Raw genomic sequence first — 18,813 nt, 5'->3', positions numbered from 1 at the left:
ATGAAACGATGGATCGCACTAAACAAGATAGAATTTCTATTGACCAAACGACAATTAGTCTATTATCTGTTATCCGTAGGGATGCCGACAGCCTTCTATTTATTTTTTTCTGGCATGTACCAGGACACACCAGGTGGGCCCGCGAATTTTATGCGTGATTACCTCATCTCCATGACAGCCTTTTCCATGATGTCGACAGCTATGTTTTCATTCCCAGCTGTTTTACATACCGATAAAATCAACAATTGGCAGAAAACATTACGCCATACTCCAGTAAATATGGTAGAATATTATCTATCAAAGATAACAAGTATGATGGTTGATTATTTGGTCTCAATCCTGGTTGTTTTCTCAGTTGGGCACTTGGTCAGAGGTGTGGATATGTCTCTAGGAAGCTGGATTGGGGCTGCACTTTTGCTGATAGTAGGAAGTGTTGCCTTTGTAGCGCTTGGATTAACCTTGACACTCTTGCCTTCTAGTCAGCTGATGTCTGTCGTGGGCAATCTTCTCTATCTAGGCTTGGCTGTTTTAGGCGGACTCTGGATGCCCATCTCTTTATTTCCAGACTGGATGCAAGCAATCGGGAAGTGCCTACCAACTTATCAGTTGATGGAGTTGCTCAAGGCTTTCTTAAACGAGGGTGGCATCAATCTATCAGCCACAGTTTATCTACTTGTTTTTTCAGCAGTTTTGTTTGGTTTGACCATTTACCTTCAAGGTCATAAGGAGAATGCTTAATGTTTGAAAGACTGAAAAGCATACATTATATGTTCTGGGTCAGTTTAATTTTTATGGTTTTCCCCATCCTGCCTGCAGTGACTGGGTGGCTTTCTGCCTGGCATTTATTGATTGATATTCTATTTGTAGTGGCGTATTTGGGTGTTTTAACAACTAAGAATCAGCGCCTATCTTGGCTATATTGGGGCCTCATGCTGGTCTATGTAGCTGGGAATACCGCCTTTGTTGCTGTAAATTATATCTGGTTTTTCTTTTTCCTAGCCAATCTCTTAATTTATCATTTTGGCGTACGTAGTTTAAAGTCTTTACATGTCTGGACTTTTCTCCTTACTCAAGTGCTTGTTGTGGGCCAACTTTTGATTATTCAGAGAATCGAAGTTGAGTTTCTATTCTATCTACTTGTAATTCTTGCTTTTGTCGATTTAATGACTTTTGGCTTGGTTCGGATTCGTATTGTGGAGGATTTGAAAGAAGCTCAGGCTAAGCAAAATGCCCAGATAAATCTCTTGCTTGCTGAAAATGAACGCAGTCGTATCAGTCAAGATTTGCATGATAGTCTGGGGCATACCTTTGCTATGCTTAGTGTTAAAACTGATCTAGCCTTGCAGTTATTTCAAATACAGGCTTATCCACAGGTGGAAAAGGAATTAAGAGAAATACAGCAAATTAGCAAAGAATCAATGCGTGAAGTGCGAACCATTGTGGAAAATCTTAAGTCTAGAACTTTGACATCCGAACTAGAGACTGTGAAAAAGATGTTAGAAATTGCTGGAATTGAGGTAGAAATAGCTAATCAACTAGATACAGCTAGCCTTACTCAAGAATTGGAGTCAACGGCTTCCATGATTTTGCTTGAATTAGTGACCAATATCATCAAACATGCCAAAGCTTCTAAAGTCTACTTAAAATTAGAACGGACAGAGAAAGAACTCATTCTAACAGTGGGAGATGATGGCTGTGGCTTTGTTTCTATAAAGGGGGATGACCTCCATACAGTTCGAGATCGTGTTCTTCCATTTTCGGGAGAAGTAGAGGTAATTAGTTGGAAACAACCGACAGAAGTTCAGGTTCGACTACCTTATAAGGAGAGAAACTAAGATGAAACTACTTGTTGCAGAAGATCAAAGTATGTTGCGAGATGCCATGTGCCAGTTGCTCACGCTTCAACCAGGTGTAGAGTCTGTCTTTCAAGCCAAGAATGGGCAAGAAGCAATCCAACTATTAGAAAAGGAGTCTGTAGATATCGCCATCCTTGACGTAGAAATGCCTGTTAAGACGGGCCTCGAAGCCTTGGAGTGGATACGAGCAGAAAATCTAGAAACAAAGGTGGTTGTGGTGACGACCTTCAAGCGTCCTGGGTATTTTGAACGTGCGGTCAAGGCTGGAGTAGATGCTTATGTATTAAAAGAAAGAAACATTGCAGACCTCATGCAAACCTTGCACACCGTCCTCGAAGGACGCAAGGAGTATTCGCCTGAATTGATGGAAGTGGTGATGACGCATCCCAATCCATTAACAGAACAAGAAATCGCAGTTTTAAAGGGAATTGCTCAAGGCTTCTCTAACCAAGAAATTGCAGACAAACTTTATCTATCCAACGGAACAGTCCGAAACTATGTCACCAATATTCTTTCGAAATTAGATGCAGGTAATCGAACAGAGGCAGCTAATATCGCGAAAGAATCTGGTTGGTTGTGATACTATCATATCTCGAAAACCATTATGTGCTAAAATTGAAATTATTCAATCAAACAATTTTGTAACTTAAGGAGGCTTAGTTTCCTCCTTTTTGTTTCGTCTAATCCTCTTCGAAAATCTCTTCAAATCACGTCATCTTCACCTTGGATTATATATGTGACTGACTTTGTCAGTCTTATCTACAACCTCAAAGCAGCGCTTTGAGCAGAGTGCTGCTAGCTTCCTAGTTTGCTCTTTGATTTTCATTGAGTCTAAGGTAGTACCAAAGAGCTAAAATTAACAATAAAAAAGAAAAACGTCTTGACAACCAATGGAAAATTTTGTTACAATAATAGACGGTACTTTTTACTTTTGGTCTCTCAAGAGTGTACAGGGACGTGCTGACAAATGTTGCAAAAGTACACACAGATGATAGCTGTCACCAAGTGTATCATCACCAAAAATAAAAAAACACAGGAGAATGTAGATGCCTACAATTAACCAATTGGTTCGCAAACCGCGTAAATCAAAAGTAGAAAAATCTAAATCACCAGCTTTGAACGTTGGTTACAACAGTCATAAAAAAGTTCAAACAAACGTTTCTTCACCACAAAAACGTGGTGTTGCAACTCGTGTTGGAACAATGACACCTAAAAAACCTAACTCAGCCCTTCGTAAATTCGCTCGTGTACGTTTGAGCAACCTTATCGAAGTTACTGCCTACATCCCAGGTATCGGACACAACTTACAAGAGCACAGCGTGGTTCTTCTTCGTGGTGGACGTGTAAAAGACCTTCCAGGGGTACGTTACCATATCGTCCGTGGTGCACTTGATACTGCAGGTGTTAACGATCGTAAACAAGGCCGTTCTAAATACGGTACTAAACGTCCAAAAGCATAAGGAAAGGGGATAAAGAGAAATGAGTCGTAAAAATAGAGCTCCAAAACGTGACGTATTGCCAGATCCGCTTTACAATTCACAACTAGTTACTCGTCTTATCAACCGCGTTATGCTTGATGGTAAACGTGGTACAGCTGCTTCAATCGTTTACGGTGCCTTTGAGCAAATCAAAGAAGCTACTGGTAACGATGCACTTGAAGTGTTTGAAACAGCTATGGAAAACATCATGCCTGTACTTGAAGTACGTGCACGTCGTGTTGGTGGTTCTAACTACCAAGTCCCAGTTGAAGTTCGTCCAGAACGTCGTACAACACTTGGACTTCGTTGGTTGGTAACAATCGCTCGTCTTCGTGGTGAACACACAATGCAAGACCGTCTTGCAAAAGAAATCTTGGATGCTGCTAACAACACTGGTGCAGCTGTTAAGAAACGTGAAGACACTCACCGTATGGCTGAAGCTAACCGTGCATTCGCACACTTCCGTTGGTAATATAGGATGCGAAAGCGTTAAGAAAGTCCCAGAGAAAATAGGGAATCAAAGCAGGTTGCGATTGCAACCAATGAGATTCATCTTTTTCTCCAGACTTTTAGCTTGAGCTCAACTCAACTAACTTGAGCTTTTAGCCCGAGTTCAATTCAACTTATAAATCTACAAGTTGAAACCAACAATAGCATGAAAACATTGAGAACGGGTAGGTCCTGCCTATCCGTTTTTATTAAAATCGTGTTATAATAGAATAGAAATCAAAAATAAATAGGAGAAACAAACCTCATGGCACGCGAATTTTCACTTGAAAAAACTCGTAATATCGGTATCATGGCTCACGTCGATGCTGGTAAAACAACAACTACTGAGCGTATTCTTTACTACACTGGTAAAATCCACAAAATCGGTGAAACTCACGAAGGTGCGTCACAAATGGACTGGATGGAGCAAGAGCAAGAACGTGGTATCACTATCACATCTGCTGCGACAACAGCTCAATGGGACAACCACCGCGTAAACATTATCGACACACCAGGACACGTGGACTTCACAATCGAAGTACAGCGTTCTCTTCGTGTATTGGATGGTGCTGTTACCGTTCTTGACTCACAATCAGGTGTTGAGCCTCAAACTGAAACAGTTTGGCGTCAAGCAACTGAGTATGGAGTTCCACGTATCGTATTTGCCAACAAAATGGACAAAATCGGTGCTGACTTCCTTTACTCTGTAAGTACACTTCACGATCGTCTTCAAGCAAATGCACATCCAATCCAATTGCCAATCGGTTCTGAAGATGACTTTCGTGGTATCATCGACTTGATCAAGATGAAAGCTGAAATCTATACTAACGACCTTGGTACAGATATCCTTGAAGAAGACATCCCAGCTGAATACCTTGACCAAGCTCAAGAATACCGTGAAAAATTGGTTGAAGCAGTTGCTGAAACTGACGAAGAATTGATGATGAAATACCTCGAAGGTGAAGAAATCACTAACGAAGAATTGAAAGCTGGTATCCGTAAAGCGACTATTAACGTTGAATTCTTCCCAGTATTGTGTGGTTCTGCCTTCAAGAACAAAGGTGTTCAATTGATGCTTGATGCGGTTATTGACTACCTTCCAAGCCCACTTGATATCCCAGCGATCAAAGGTATTAACCCAGATACAGATGAAGAAGAAACTCGTCCAGCATCTGATGAAGAGCCATTTGCAGCTCTTGCCTTCAAGATCATGACAGACCCATTCGTAGGTCGTTTGACATTCTTCCGTGTTTACTCAGGTGTGCTTCAATCAGGTTCATACGTATTGAACACTTCTAAAGGTAAACGTGAACGTATCGGACGTATCCTTCAAATGCACGCTAACAGCCGTCAAGAAATCGACACTGTTTACTCAGGTGATATCGCTGCTGCCGTTGGTTTGAAAGATACTACTACTGGTGACTCATTGACAGATGAAAAAGCTAAAATCATCCTTGAGTCAATCAATGTTCCAGAACCAGTTATCCAATTGATGGTTGAGCCAAAATCTAAAGCTGACCAAGATAAGATGGGTATTGCCCTTCAAAAATTGGCTGAAGAAGATCCAACATTCCGCGTTGAAACAAACGTTGAAACTGGTGAAACAGTTATCTCAGGTATGGGTGAGCTTCACCTTGACGTCCTTGTTGACCGTATGCGTCGTGAGTTCAAAGTTGAAGCGAACGTAGGTGCTCCTCAAGTATCTTACCGTGAAACATTCCGCGCTTCTACTCAAGCACGTGGATTCTTCAAACGTCAGTCTGGTGGTAAAGGTCAATTCGGTGATGTATGGATTGAATTTACTCCGAACGAAGAAGGTAAAGGATTCGAATTCGAAAACGCAATCGTCGGTGGTGTGGTTCCTCGTGAATTTATCCCAGCGGTTGAAAAAGGTTTGGTAGAATCTATGGCTAACGGTGTTCTTGCAGGTTACCCAATGGTTGACGTTAAAGCTAAGCTTTACGATGGTTCATACCACGATGTCGACTCATCTGAAACTGCCTTCAAGATCGCGGCTTCACTTGCTCTTAAAGAAGCTGCTAAATCAGCACAACCAGCTATCCTTGAGCCAATGATGCTTGTAACAATCACTGTTCCAGAAGAAAACCTTGGTGATGTTATGGGTCACGTAACTGCTCGTCGTGGACGTGTAGATGGTATGGAAGCACATGGTAACAGCCAAATCGTTCGTGCTTACGTTCCACTTGCGGAAATGTTCGGTTACGCAACAGTTCTTCGTTCTGCATCTCAAGGACGTGGTACATTCATGATGGTATTTGACCACTACGAAGATGTACCTAAGTCAGTACAAGAAGAAATCATTAAGAAAAACAAAGGTGAAGACTAATCTGTCCTCGCTCTAAAAGGAAGTCACTTAGTGGCTTCCTTTTTTGTATAGTTATTATAAATTTCATTAACTCTGCAAACGTGCAGTGCGCTCAAAAAAATTCATATAGAAATGAGTTAAAGAAATTTACAATATAAATGCAAATAAATTACTAAAGAATGTGAATTATATTTTAAAACTTATAAAAAATAGAATAATATTCATAAATAAACGTTAAAATAGAAAATTCAGAAAATTTCTTCTTTTCTCTTGAAAAATTTTGAAAAAATGGTATGATAGTAACAAGTTATTTTTAAGAGAAGAGAAAGGGGAACAATGGAGAAAATCAGTTTAGAATCTCCTAAGACGGGGTCGGACCTAGTTTTGGAAACACTTCGTGATTTAGGAATTGATACCATCTTTGGTTATCCTGGTGGTGCGGTCTTGCCTTTTTATGATGCGATATATAATTTTAAAGGTATTCGCCACATTCTAGGACGCCATGAGCAAGGTTGTTTGCATGAAGCTGAAGGTTATGCCAAATCAACTGGAAAGTTGGGTGTTGCTGTCGTCACTAGCGGACCAGGAGCAACAAATGCCATTACAGGGATTGCGGATGCTATGAGCGATAGCGTTCCCCTTTTGGTCTTTACAGGTCAGGTGGCGCGAGCTGGGATTGGGAAGGATGCCTTTCAGGAGGCAGACATCGTGGGAATTACCATGCCAATCACTAAGTACAATTACCAAGTTCGTGAGACAGCCGATATTCCGCGTATCATTACGGAAGCTGTCCATATTGCAACTACAGGTCGACCAGGCCCAGTAGTAATTGACCTACCTAAAGATGTATCTGCTTTGGAAACAGACTTCATTTATTCACCAGAAGTGAACCTACCAAGCTATCAACCGACTCTTGAGCCAAATGATATGCAAATTAAGAAAATCTTGAAGCAATTATCCAAGGCTAAAAAGCCAGTCTTGCTAGCTGGTGGTGGGATTAGTTATGCTGAAGCTGCTGCAGAATTAAATGAATTTGCAGAGCGCTATCAAATTCCAGTGGTAACCAGCCTTTTAGGGCAAGGTACGATTGCAACGAGTCATCCATTATTCCTTGGAATGGGGGGGATGCACGGATCATTTGCAGCTAATATTGCCATGACGGAAGCGGACTTTATGATTAGTATTGGTTGCCGTTTTGATGACCGCTTGACAGGAAATCCTAAGACCTTCGCTAAGAATGCCAAGGTTGCTCACATTGATATTGATCCAGCTGAGATTGGGAAGATTATCAGTGCAGATATTCCTGTAGTTGGAGATGCTAAGAAGGCCTTGCAAATGTTATTGACGGAACCAACAGTTCATAACAATACTGAGAAATGGATTGAGAAAGTTACTAAAGATAAGAACCGTGTTCGTTCTTATGATAAGAAAGAACGCGTGGTTCAACCTCAGGCCGTTATTGAACGCATCGGTGAGTTGACAAATGGTGATGCCATTGTGGTAACAGACGTTGGTCAACACCAAATGTGGACAGCCCAGTATTATCCCTATCAAAATGAACGTCAGTTAGTGACTTCAGGTGGTTTGGGAACGATGGGATTTGGAATTCCAGCTGCAATTGGTGCTAAAATTGCTAACCCAGATAAGGAAGTAGTCTTGTTTGTTGGGGATGGTGGTTTCCAAATGACCAACCAAGAATTGGCTATTTTGAATATTTACAAAGTGCCAATCAAGGTGGTTATGCTGAACAATCACTCACTTGGAATGGTTCGCCAGTGGCAGGAATCTTTCTATGAAGGTAGAACATCAGAGTCAGTCTTTGATACCCTTCCTGATTTCCAATTGATGGCACAGGCTTATGGCATTAAAAACTATAAGTTTGACAATCCTGATACCTTGGTTCAAGACCTTGAAGTGATCACTGAGGATGTTCCTATGCTAATCGAGGTAGATATTTCTCGTAAGGAACAGGTGTTACCAATGGTACCGGCTGGTAAGAGCAATCATGAGATGTTGGGGGTGAAGTTCCATGCGTAGAATGTTAACGGCAAAACTACAAAATCGTTCAGGAGTCCTCAATCGTTTTACAGGTGTCCTATCTCGTCGTCAGGTTAATATTGAAAGCATCTCTGTTGGAGCAACAGAAGATCCGAATGTATCGCGTATCACTATTATTATTGATGTTACTTCTCATGATGAAGTGGAGCAAATCATCAAGCAACTTAATCGTCAGATTGATGTGATTCGCATTCGTGATATTACAGACAAGCCTCATTTGGAGCGCGAGGTAATTTTGGTTAAGATGTCAGCGCCAGCTGAGAAGCGTGCTGAGATTCTAGCGATTATTCAACCTTTCCGTGCAACAGTGGTGGACGTAGCGCCAAGCTCGATTACCATTCAGATGACAGGCAATGCTGAAAAGAGTGAAGCTCTATTGCGAGTCATTCGACCATATGGCATTCGTAATATTGCTCGAACGGGTGCAACTGGATTTACCCGTGATTAAAAATCCAACTTAAATTTGTTAAACGAGCCTAAAAGGTAATAAATAATAGAAAAGAGAGAAAAAACTATGGCAGTTCAAATGGAATACGAAAAAGATGTTAAAGTAGCAGCACTTGATGGTAAAAAAATCGCCGTTATCGGTTATGGTTCGCAAGGACATGCGCATGCTCAGAACTTGCGTGATTCAGGTCATGATGTCATTATCGGTGTACGTCCAGGTAAATCTTTTGATAAAGCAAAAGAAGATGGATTTGACACTTACACAGTAGCAGAAGCAACTAAATTGGCTGATGTTATCATGATTTTGGCACCAGACGAAATCCAACAAGAATTGTACGAAGCAGAAATCGCTCCAAACTTGGAAGCTGGAAACGCAGTTGGATTTGCTCATGGTTTTAACATCCACTTTGAATTTATCAAAGTTCCTGCGGATGTAGATGTTTTCATGTGTGCACCTAAAGGACCAGGACACTTGGTACGCCGTACTTATGAAGAAGGATTTGGTGTACCAGCTCTTTACGCAGTATATCAAGATGCAACAGGAAATGCGAAAAACATTGCTATGGACTGGTGTAAAGGTGTTGGAGCAGCTCGTGTAGGTCTTCTTGAAACAACATACAAAGAAGAAACTGAAGAAGATTTGTTTGGTGAACAAGCTGTACTTTGTGGTGGTTTGACTGCCCTTATCGAAGCAGGTTTCGAAGTCTTGACAGAAGCAGGTTACGCTCCAGAATTGGCATATTTTGAAGTTCTTCACGAAATGAAATTGATCGTTGACTTGATCTATGAAGGTGGATTTAAGAAAATGCGTCAATCTATTTCAAATACTGCTGAGTACGGTGACTATGTATCAGGTCCACGTGTGATTACTGAGCAAGTTAAAGAAAATATGAAAGCTGTCTTGGCAGACATCCAAAATGGTAAATTTGCAAACGACTTTGTAAATGACTATAAAGCTGGACGTCCAAAATTGACTGCTTACCGTGAACAAGCAGCTAACCTTGAAATTGAAAAAGTTGGTGCAGAATTGCGTAAAGCAATGCCTTTCGTTGGTAAAAATGACGACGATGCATTCAAAATCTATAACTAATTGATAGAAATTAAGGTGAAGGCGAGTTGGGGGACTAACTCGCTTTTATAATCAATTCATCTCTTTTTTAAGAGGATGGATTGTGATAGTATGAAATAGTCTAGGAGAAAAAGATGTTAAGTTCAAAAGATATAATCAAGGCTCATAAGGTCTTGAACGGTGTGGTTGTGAATACCCCACTGGATTACGACCATTATTTATCGGAGAAGTATGGCGCTAAGATTTATTTGAAAAAGGAAAATGCCCAGCGTGTTCGTTCCTTTAAAATTCGTGGTGCCTATTATGCCATTTCGCAGCTCAGCAAGGAAGAGCGTGAGCGTGGGGTAGTCTGTGCTTCTGCGGGAAATCATGCGCAGGGAGTTGCCTATACTTGTAATGAGATGAAAATTCCTGCTACTATCTTTATGCCCATTACTACTCCGCAACAAAAGATTGGTCAAGTTCGCTTTTTTGGTGGGGACTTCGTGACTATTAAATTAGTTGGTGATACCTTTGATGCCTCAGCCAAAGCAGCTCAAGAATTTACAGTTTCTGAAAATCGTACCTTTATTGATCCTTTTGATGATGCCCATGTTCAGGCAGGTCAAGGAACAGTTGCTTATGAGATTTTAGAAGAAGCTCGAAAAGAATCGATTGATTTTGATGCTGTCTTGGTTCCTGTTGGTGGTGGCGGTCTCATTGCTGGGGTTTCTACCTATATCAAGGAAACAAGTCCAGAGATTGAAGTCATTGGGGTAGAGGCTAATGGAGCGCGTTCCATGAAGGCAGCCTTTGAAGCTGGTGGGCCTGTCAAACTCACAGAAATTGACAAATTTGCGGATGGGATTGCTGTACAAAAGGTAGGTCAATTGACCTATGAAGCAACTCGTCAACATGTTCAAACCTTAGTAGGTGTCGATGAGGGATTGATTTCTGAAACCTTGATTGACCTCTACTCTAAGCAAGGGATTGTTGCAGAACCTGCTGGAGCAGCTAGTATCGCTTCTTTAGAGGTTTTGGCTGAATATATCAAGGGGAAAACCATTTGTTGTATCATTTCTGGAGGAAATAATGATATTAACCGTATGCCGGAAATGGAAGAGCGTGCCTTGATTTATGATGGGATCAAGCATTACTTTGTAGTGAATTTTCCACAGCGTCCAGGAGCCTTGCGTGAGTTTGTAAATGATATATTGGGGCCAAATGATGATATAACACGTTTTGAGTATATCAAACGAGCTAGCAAGGGGACAGGCCCGGTATTGATTGGGATTGCCTTGGCAGATAAGCATGATTATGCAGGTTTGATTCGTCGGATGGAAGGTTTTGATCCATCTTATATTAACTTGAATGGTAATGAAACGCTCTATAATATGCTAGTCTGAGGAATAATAAAAAAATATCATATTATTTGCACAACTGATGTATAGGTGCTATAATGAGGGTGAAGAAAGGGGGCGATTCCTATGAACTTAGGAAAACTATCCTACTATTTCTATTACAACTTATTATAGTACCTATTATTTTTGTTTCAGTTTATAATAATAAAAAAGAATCACTTGCTATATATAAGGGTACTATTTAGAATACAATATTTTATATATAACTAATTTAAAAATCGTCTAAATATAATAGCAAATAGAGAAAATAATCAGTATTCATGAGACAGATTTGGTGATTTAATTGATAAAATTGATCTGATACTTGTAAAATGAGAGTAGTAGAAAAGTTTGTGACATTAGTAAGTCATATTCTAGATGTTGACTATGAGATGGTGTTTGAAAAGAATATGTAAAATTTGATGAAACAAGTTCATTGTACCAGTTGAAAAAGAAAATAAGATTTAAATAATGACAGGAAGGGACCTCAGACAAAGAGAAAGGAAAGAGATAGTTAAGAGATGATCAGAGGAAAATATTATCTTTGCTAGCTTTAATAATTTAAAAGGAATGTATAGAATTACTTGAATATGACTCCTGTCTATCCTATAGAGCAGCTGGTATGTGGTTTATATGAATATTATTACACATTATAGGTTTAATGATGCAATTATTTTTTAGGTGCTTACTAATGATTTATAGTAAGCAAAAACCTATATATTATCGGCTTTAATAAGATAGTAACAAAAAAACAAATCATTAATTTTATTGAATATATGTTTTTTTATTGACAAAACATATAAAAACGTATACAATTAAATATCGTAAAGAAGAAAATAGGAGAAGGACATGGCTAAGTCAAACTTTGAAAAAGTAGAATCAGTTGTTGGCTGGGTTCGTGATAAGAAAATCACAGGCTACCGTATCTCTAAAGAAACGAATGCGCGTGAAATGTCTATCATTGCTCTAGCGCAGGGTCGTGCAAAAGTAAAAAATATTTCATTTGAAACAGCTCTAGGTTTAATTGATTTCTATGAAAAAAATTATGAAAAATTTGAAGATTAATCTTTGGATAGTGGCGGATTCTTGAATAGGGTCTGCCTTTTCATTTTTAGGACAGCAAAAAGACTGCACGGTTGATGCAGCCTTTTCTTTTTATTTGAGATAACGTTGAAGGAATTCTTTTGTTCGGTCTTCTTTAGGATTGGTGAAGAGGTCTTCTGGTTTACCTTCTTCGGCAATCACACCCTTATCCATAAAGATAACACGGTGAGAGACATCACGAGCGAATTCCATCTCGTGAGTCACTACAATCATAGTCAAGCCTTCTTGGGCCAGTTCCTGCATGATTTTGAGGACTTCTCCAACCATTTCTGGATCGAGAGCTGATGTTGGTTCATCAAAGAGAATAGCGTCAGGATTCATGGAGAGGGCACGAGCGATGGCCACACGTTGTTTTTGACCCCCTGAGAGTTGTTTTGGTTTGGCTTGCCAGTAGCGTTCTCCCATGCCGACCTTTTCTAGGTTTTCTTTGGCAATCTTTTCAGCTTCTGTACGTTCGCGTTTAAGGACTGTTGTCTGAGCGACAATTGTGTTTTCAAGTACGTTAAGATTTTCAAAGAGGTTAAAGGATTGGAACACCATCCCCAACTTTTCACGGTATTGCGTTAGGTCATAGCCTTTTTCGAGGACGTTTTGTCCATGATAAAGAATTTGTCCATCAGTTGGCGTTTCAAGGAGGTTAATGGAGCGTAGGAAGGTTGATTTTCCGCTTCCAGAGCTTCCGATGATAGAGATAACTTCACCCTTGTGGACGGTGAGAGAAATGTCTTTTAACACTTCGTTTTGGCCATAGGATTTTTTGAGGTGTTTAATTTCAAGGATTGCTTGTGTCATTATTTCAAATCCTCCGTTTGCATTTGGTTAGCACCTGTAGTATAGGTATCCATATCCATTCGGCGTTCGATGAAGCGTAGGATACGTGTTACTGTGAAGGTGAGGACAAAGTAAATCACGGCGATGATTGTAAATGTCTGGAAGTATTGATAGGTTTGAGTTGCCACGGTATTTCCTGAGAAATAAAGTTCGACAACAGAGATAACGTTCAATACAGATGTATCTTTGATATTGATGACAAATTCATTACCAGTTGCTGGTAGGATGTTACGGACTACTTGAGGGAGGACAATCTTACGCATGGTTTGGTTATGAGTCATACCAAGAGCAGTCGCAGCTTCAAATTGTCCCTTGTCAACTGCCAGGATACCACCACGGACGATTTCAGTCATGTAGGCACCAGTGTTAATCGAAACGATGAAGATAGCAGCCAGTGTGCGGTCAAGGTTGATACCGAAAGCTTGGGCAGTTCCATAATAGATAACCATCGATTGAACAATCATTGGCGTACCACGGAAAATTTCAATATAGACATTGAGGATCCAGCCGATTAATTTTTGTAGGCTGTAAATGGCTTTATTCTCAGAGAGAGGAGCAGTACGGAAAACACCAATGGCAAGGCCGATAATGAGACCTGTGATGGTTCCGATGATAGAGATTAAAAGAGTGATACCAGCACCACGCAAGAGTTGTTGCCAGTTTTCAGAAAGAATTTTAGCAACTTGGCTAAAGAAACTACTGCTAGTCTCTTCAGATGTTGTAGCTTCGGCAGGTTGTTCCTTGATCATACGATCCATCAAGGCAACTTGATCGTCTTTTGAAATGGTTTCAATGCTGGCATTGATTTGGCTAATACGATTGTCATCTTTACGAAGTCCAATGGCAATAGCTGTATCTTCTTCTCCAGTTTTGAAACCTGGTTCTACTTGAACCATTTTAAACTTAGAGTTAGCGGCTTCGGCAGTCAGAGCTTCTGGACGTTCAGAAACATAAGCATCGATAACACCAGCCTCAAGAGCTTGGCGCATTTGAGCGAAGTCTCCCATGGCTGTTTCTTTTTTAGCACCCGGGATTTGTGCAATCAAGTCGTAGAGGTAGACACCTTGTTGAGAAGTGATTTTTGCACCGTTAAAGTCATCCAAAGATTTAGCACTTGCGTAGGCAGAATCTTTTTTGACTAGTAGAACTGGTTCGCTAGTGTAGTAACTGCTTGAAAAAGCAATTTCTTTTTTACGTTCAGCGGTTGGGCTCATACCTGCAATAATCATATCGATTTTTCCAGAAGTAAGAGCTGGGACGAGACCTTCCCATTTAGTTTTGACTACTAATGGTTCTTTCCCTAAATCTTTGGCAATTTTTTTTGCGATTTGAACATCGTAGCCGTTGGCATATTGGTTAGTTCCATCGATTTTGACAGCTCCATTGCTATCATCGTCCTGGGTCCAGTTAAAGGGAGCATATGCTGCTTCCATCCCGATGCGTAAATATTCATCGGCTTGAGCAACATTGACAAATCCTAGCATCAGCAAGAGACTTGTGAAAATAGATAAGTATATTTTTCTCATGATTTCTCCTATTTCTAATCTATTAAAAAATAACTGTCTCCTATTTTATCGAAAAAAACTCTATTTTTCAATATAGGTAAGCCCTTACTTATGAAAAAATGATATAATGATAGCAAAGATAAAAAGGGGGCTTAGTTGATGAAAAAAACTTTTTTCTTATTTGTTTTAGGCTTATTTTGCCTTCTGCCATTCTCTGTTTTTGCCATTGATTTCAAGATAAACTCTTATCAAGGGGATTTGTATATTCATGCAGACAATACAGCAGAATTTAGACAGAAGATAGTTTACCAGTTTGAGGAGGACTTTAAGGGCCAAATCGTGGGACTTGGACGTGCTGGCAAGATGCCTAGCGGATTTGACATTGATTCCCATCCAAAGGTTCAGGCCGCGAAAAATGGTGCTGAACTGACAGATGTTACTAGCGAAGTGACAGAAGAAGCAAATGGTTATACTGTGAAAGTCTACAATTCAGGTCAGGGGGGCGACATAGTTGAAGTTGACCTCACATGGAATTTAAAAAATTTGCTTTTTCTATATGATGACATCGCTGAATTAAATTGGCAACCTTTAACAGATAGTTCAGGGGCTATTGGAAAGTTTGAATTTCATGTAAGGGGAGAGAAGGGGGCTGAAAAACTCTTTTTCCATACAGGCAAACTTTTTAGAGAGGGAACGATTGAAAAGAGTAGCTTTGATTATACTATTCGTTTGGACAATCTTCCAGCTAAGCGTGGAGTTGAATTGCATGCCTACTGGCCTCGAAACGATTTTGCTAGTGCTAGGGATCAGGGCTTGAAAGGGAATCGTTTAGAAGAGTTTAATAAGATAGAAGACTCGATTGTTAAAGAAAAAGAGCAAAGTAAACAACTCCTTACTTGGGGCTTACCTTCCATACTTTCTATCTCCTTGTTATTGAGTATTTGCTTTTATTTTATTTATAGAAGAAAGACCACTCCTTCAGTCAAATATGCTAAAAATCATCGTCTCTACGAACCACCCATGGAATTAGAACCTATGGTTTTATCGGAGGCTGTCTACTCGACCTCCTTGGAGGAAGTGAGTCCTCTAACAAAAGGAGCAGGTAAATTTACCTTTGACCAACTTATTCAAGCTACCTTGTTAGATGTGATAGATCGTGGAAATGTCTCTATCATTTCAGAAGGAGATGCAGTTGGCTTGAGGCTGGTAAAAGAAGATGGTTTGTCAAGTTTTGAGAAAGACTGCCTAAATCTGGCCTTTTCAGGCAAAAAAGAAGAAACTCTTTCCAATTTGTTTGCGGATTACAAGGTATCTGATAGTCTTTATCGTGGGGCAAAAGTCTCTGATGAAAAACGGATTCAAGCAAGGGGGCTTCAGCTCAAATCTTCTTTCGAAGCAGTATTGAAAGAGATGCAAGAAGGAGTGAGAAATAGGGTTACCTTCTGGGGTCTCCCAGCTTACTATCGTCCTTTAACTGGTGGGGAAAAGGCCTTGCAAGTGGGGATGGGACTTTCTACTGTCCTGCCTCTATTTATTGGATTTGGTTTGTTCTTGTACAGTTTAGACGTTCATGGCTATCTTTACATCCCCTTGGCAATACTTGGTTTTCTAGGTTTGGTTTTGGCTGTTTTCTATTATTGGAAGCTTCGACTAGATAATCGTGATGGCGTCCTAAATGAAGCAGGGGCAGAAGTCTATTATCTCTGGACCAGTTTTGAAAATATGTTGCGTGAGATTGCACGATTGGATCAGGCTGAGCTGGAAAGTATTGTGGTCTGGAATCGCCTCTTGGTCTATGCGACCTTATTTGGCTATGCGGACAAGGTCAGTCATTTGATGAAGGTTCATCACATCCAAGTAGAAAATCCAGATATCAATCTTTATGTAGCTTATGGCTGGCATAGTATGTTTTATCATTCAAGCGCGCAAATGAGCCATTATGCTAGTGTCGCAAATACAGCAAGTACCTATTCCGTATCTTCTGGAAGTGGAAGTTCTGGAGGTGGCTTCTCTGGAGGCGGAGGTGGCGGCAGTATCGGAGCCTTTTAAAGAGAACTGCCATAGACTGAAAAAGTATGCTATAATGGAAGATAGAAAAAAGGAGTAATCTATGTATCTTATTGAAATTTTAAAATCTATCTTCTTTGGTATTGTCGAAGGAATTACGGAATGGTTGCCCATTTCCAGTACGGGTCACTTGATTTTAGCAGAGGAATTTATCCAATATCAAAATCAAAACGAAGCCTTTATGTCCATGTTTAATGTCGTGATTCAGCTGGGTGCTATTTTGGCGGTCATGGTTATTTACTTTAACAAGCTCAATCCTTTCAAACCGACTAAGGACAAGCAGGAAGTTCGTAAGACTTGGAGACTATGGTTGAAGGTCTTGATTGCTACGTTACCTTTGCTTGCCGTATTTAAGTTTGATGATTGGTTTGATACCCACTTCCATAATATGGTTTCTGTTGCTCTCATGTTGATTATCTATGGGATTGCCTTTATCTATTTGGAAAAGCGCAATAAAGCGCGTGCTATCGAGCCAAGTGTAACAGAGTTGGACAAGCTTCCTTATACGACAGCTTTCTATATCGGACTCTTCCAAGTTCTTGCCCTTTTACCAGGAACCAGCCGTTCTGGAGCCACAATCGTCGGTGGTTTGTTAAATGGAACCAGTCGTTCTGTTGTGACAGAATTTACCTTCTATCTTGGAATTCCTGTTATGTTTGGAGCTAGCGCATTAAAGATTTTCAAATTTGTAAAAGCAGGACAACTCTTGAACTTTGGGCAATTGTTCTTGCTCTTGGTTGCGATGGGAGTCGCTTTTGCAGTCAGCATGGTTGCTATTCGCTTCTTGACCAGCTATGTGAAAAAACACGACTTTACCCTTTTCGGTAAATACCGCATCGTGCTTGGTAGTGTTTTGCTACTTTACAGTTTTGTCCGTTTATTTGTATAAGAAAAAACCTTGAAGGGTCCACTCTTCAAGGTTTTAAAATCCAGTCACGGTAATCCCCAACAGGCGGACACCTCTTTCTTTCTCGCTTAACTCTTCATAGAGTTGCAGAGCTATTTGGCTTATCTGGCTAGCATCCTGTGTTTTTTGGGCCAGACTTTTTCGTTTAGTAAGAGTTGAAAAGTCCTCGTAGCGGATTTTCAAAATGACAATTTTTCCAGCTTTTTCTTGTTGACTGAGATTGAGAGCGACTCTTTCTGATAGAAGAGTCAGCTCTTTTTTGATGTCTTCCTCGGCACGGAGAATCTTTCCATAGGTTTTCTCCTTCCCGATGGATTTACGGATACGATTGGATTTGACTGGAGAGTTGTGAATGCCACGAGCCTTTCGATAAAGGTCATAACCCAGTCTACCAAAACGGTCTATCAGAGTCACTTCAGGAACTTCAAGTAGGTCAGCGCCAGTAAAAATACCCATTTGATGAAGTCGTTCCACCGTCTTTTTTCCTACTCCATGAAACTTGGAAATATCCATTTGTTTGAGAAAGTCCTCAGCCTGGTTAGGTAGAATCACTGTCAGACCATGTGGCTTTTGATAATCACTGGCCATTTTAGCTAAGAATTTGTTGTAGGAAACGCCAGCAGAAGCAGTCAGGTGCAGTTCTTGCCAGATATCTTTTTGAATGAGGCGAGCGATTTTGACAGCTGACTTGATACCGAGTTTATTTTCTGTTACATCCAAATAGGCTTCATCAATGCTCATGGGTTCTATCAAATCTGTATAACGTTTAAAGATTGCTCGAATCTGGAGGCCCACAGTCTTGTATTTCTCATAATTCCCTGAGATAAAGACGGCCTGGGGACAACGCTCATAGGCTTCCTTGGAACTCATAGCAGAATGGACACCAAAAGCTCGAGCCTCATAGCTACAAGTGGAAACGACACCACGCCCACCTGTTTGTCTGGGGTCACTTCCAATAATAACAGGTTTGCCCTTTAACTTGGGATTATCTCTGATTTCCACCGCAGCAAAAAAAGCATCCATGTCAATATGGATGATTTTTCTTGATAAATCATTCAATAAGGGGAAAATCAACATGCCTAGCACCTTTTTTACTGCTTATTTTCTTTTATTATACCCTTTTTTCTGAAAAAAAGAAAAAAGGACTTTGTTTTTTCAAAAATATAATACAGTTTGGGATAAAATATAGACTGTTTTAGAAAAGAAAGTGTAAAAATAGGGATTTTCCACTTGTTGAAATCGGTTACTGTGTGGTATACTTGTCTCATGAATGTAACAGATGGTTGTTACTAGAAAG

Annotated in this window: 16 protein-coding genes; 13 read left to right on the top strand and 3 right to left on the bottom strand. The window is 40.2% G+C overall.

The genetic code is table 11. The features are described from left to right. The 11 genes from FBF73_RS00205 to FBF73_RS00150 all read left to right on the top strand — a co-directional run bounded on the left by FBF73_RS00205 (position 1) and on the right by FBF73_RS00150 (position 12,167). Positions 1-738 (top strand): ABC transporter permease, encoded by a 738-nt coding sequence (locus FBF73_RS00205; protein ID WP_136936618.1) that lies wholly within the window; start codon positions 1-3, stop codon positions 736-738. Next, positions 738-1,835 carry a sensor histidine kinase gene (locus FBF73_RS00200; protein WP_136936617.1) on the top strand — a complete coding sequence of 366 codons (1,098 nt, stop codon included), beginning with the start codon at positions 738-740 and terminating at the stop codon, positions 1,833-1,835. The genes FBF73_RS00205 and FBF73_RS00200 overlap by 1 nt, the downstream gene beginning before the upstream one ends. 1 nt (position 1,836) lies before the next feature. Then, entirely contained in the window at positions 1,837-2,436 is a 600-nt protein-coding gene (locus tag FBF73_RS00195; RefSeq protein ID WP_136936616.1) for a response regulator transcription factor, read from the top strand. Between the two features lie 466 nt (positions 2,437-2,902). Further along, positions 2,903-3,316, top strand: a complete 414-nt coding sequence (gene rpsL / locus FBF73_RS00185; protein ID WP_001142332.1) for a 30S ribosomal protein S12 — start codon at positions 2,903-2,905, stop codon at positions 3,314-3,316. Positions 3,317-3,335: 19 nt separating this feature from the next. Next, a complete protein-coding gene (rpsG, locus tag FBF73_RS00180) occupies positions 3,336-3,806 on the top strand; it encodes a 30S ribosomal protein S7 (RefSeq protein WP_000087873.1) in 471 nt (156 codons plus the stop codon). Between the two features lie 282 nt (positions 3,807-4,088). Then, positions 4,089-6,170, top strand: a complete 2,082-nt coding sequence (fusA, locus tag FBF73_RS00175; RefSeq protein WP_049552296.1) for an elongation factor G — start codon at positions 4,089-4,091, stop codon at positions 6,168-6,170. Positions 6,171-6,485: 315 nt separating this feature from the next. Beyond that, on the top strand, positions 6,486-8,186 hold the full coding sequence (locus FBF73_RS00170) for an acetolactate synthase large subunit (RefSeq protein WP_136936615.1): 1,701 nt from the start codon (positions 6,486-6,488) through the stop codon (positions 8,184-8,186). Continuing rightward, positions 8,179-8,655: an acetolactate synthase small subunit gene (gene ilvN / locus FBF73_RS00165; RefSeq protein ID WP_124787567.1), complete on the top strand. Its 477-nt coding sequence runs from the start codon at positions 8,179-8,181 to the stop codon at positions 8,653-8,655. The genes FBF73_RS00170 and ilvN overlap by 8 nt, the downstream gene beginning before the upstream one ends. Before the next feature lie 66 nt (positions 8,656-8,721). Continuing rightward, a complete protein-coding gene (ilvC, locus tag FBF73_RS00160) occupies positions 8,722-9,744 on the top strand; it encodes a ketol-acid reductoisomerase (protein ID WP_136936614.1) in 1,023 nt (340 codons plus the stop codon). Positions 9,745-9,857: 113 nt separating this feature from the next. Next, the gene (ilvA, locus tag FBF73_RS00155) at positions 9,858-11,108 is read left to right on the top strand and encodes a threonine ammonia-lyase IlvA (protein ID WP_136936613.1); all 1,251 of its coding nucleotides are present in this window, start codon (positions 9,858-9,860) and stop codon (positions 11,106-11,108) included. An 843-nt stretch (positions 11,109-11,951) separates the two neighbouring features. Continuing rightward, positions 11,952-12,167: a hypothetical protein gene (locus FBF73_RS00150; protein ID WP_001130038.1), complete on the top strand. Its 216-nt coding sequence runs from the start codon at positions 11,952-11,954 to the stop codon at positions 12,165-12,167. Positions 12,168-12,257: 90 nt separating this feature from the next. On the opposite strand, the gene FBF73_RS00145 is transcribed toward FBF73_RS00150, so the two are convergent. Both FBF73_RS00145 and FBF73_RS00140 read right to left on the bottom strand, forming a co-directional pair. After that, complete coding sequence (locus tag FBF73_RS00145) at positions 12,258-12,998, bottom strand: amino acid ABC transporter ATP-binding protein (protein WP_033680755.1); 741 nt, start codon at positions 12,996-12,998, stop codon at positions 12,258-12,260. Next, positions 12,998-14,563 (bottom strand): ABC transporter substrate-binding protein/permease, encoded by a 1,566-nt coding sequence (locus FBF73_RS00140; RefSeq protein ID WP_136936612.1) that lies wholly within the window; start codon positions 14,561-14,563, stop codon positions 12,998-13,000. Before FBF73_RS00140 ends, FBF73_RS00145 begins: the two co-directional genes overlap by 1 nt. 138 nt (positions 14,564-14,701) lie before the next feature. Here FBF73_RS00140 and FBF73_RS00135 point away from each other — a divergent pair, with 138 nt between their 5' ends. Next, a complete protein-coding gene (locus FBF73_RS00135; protein WP_136936611.1) occupies positions 14,702-16,591 on the top strand; it encodes a DUF2207 domain-containing protein in 1,890 nt (629 codons plus the stop codon). A 61-nt stretch (positions 16,592-16,652) separates the two neighbouring features. Beyond that, entirely contained in the window at positions 16,653-17,498 is an 846-nt protein-coding gene (locus FBF73_RS00130; protein ID WP_136936610.1) for an undecaprenyl-diphosphate phosphatase, read from the top strand. 33 nt (positions 17,499-17,531) lie between these two features. On the opposite strand, the gene dinB is transcribed toward FBF73_RS00130, so the two are convergent. Further along, positions 17,532-18,593, bottom strand: coding sequence for a DNA polymerase IV (gene dinB / locus FBF73_RS00125; protein ID WP_136936609.1), 1,062 nt, complete (start codon positions 18,591-18,593; stop codon positions 17,532-17,534). Positions 18,594-18,813 lie beyond the last annotated feature (220 nt).

The sequence above is a fragment of the Streptococcus mitis genome (assembly GCF_005144795.1).
GTDB lineage: Bacteria > Bacillota > Bacilli > Lactobacillales > Streptococcaceae > Streptococcus > Streptococcus mitis_BB.
The sequence above is the reverse complement of the archived record's forward strand: the minus strand, read 5'-3'. Positions and strand labels throughout refer to the sequence as shown.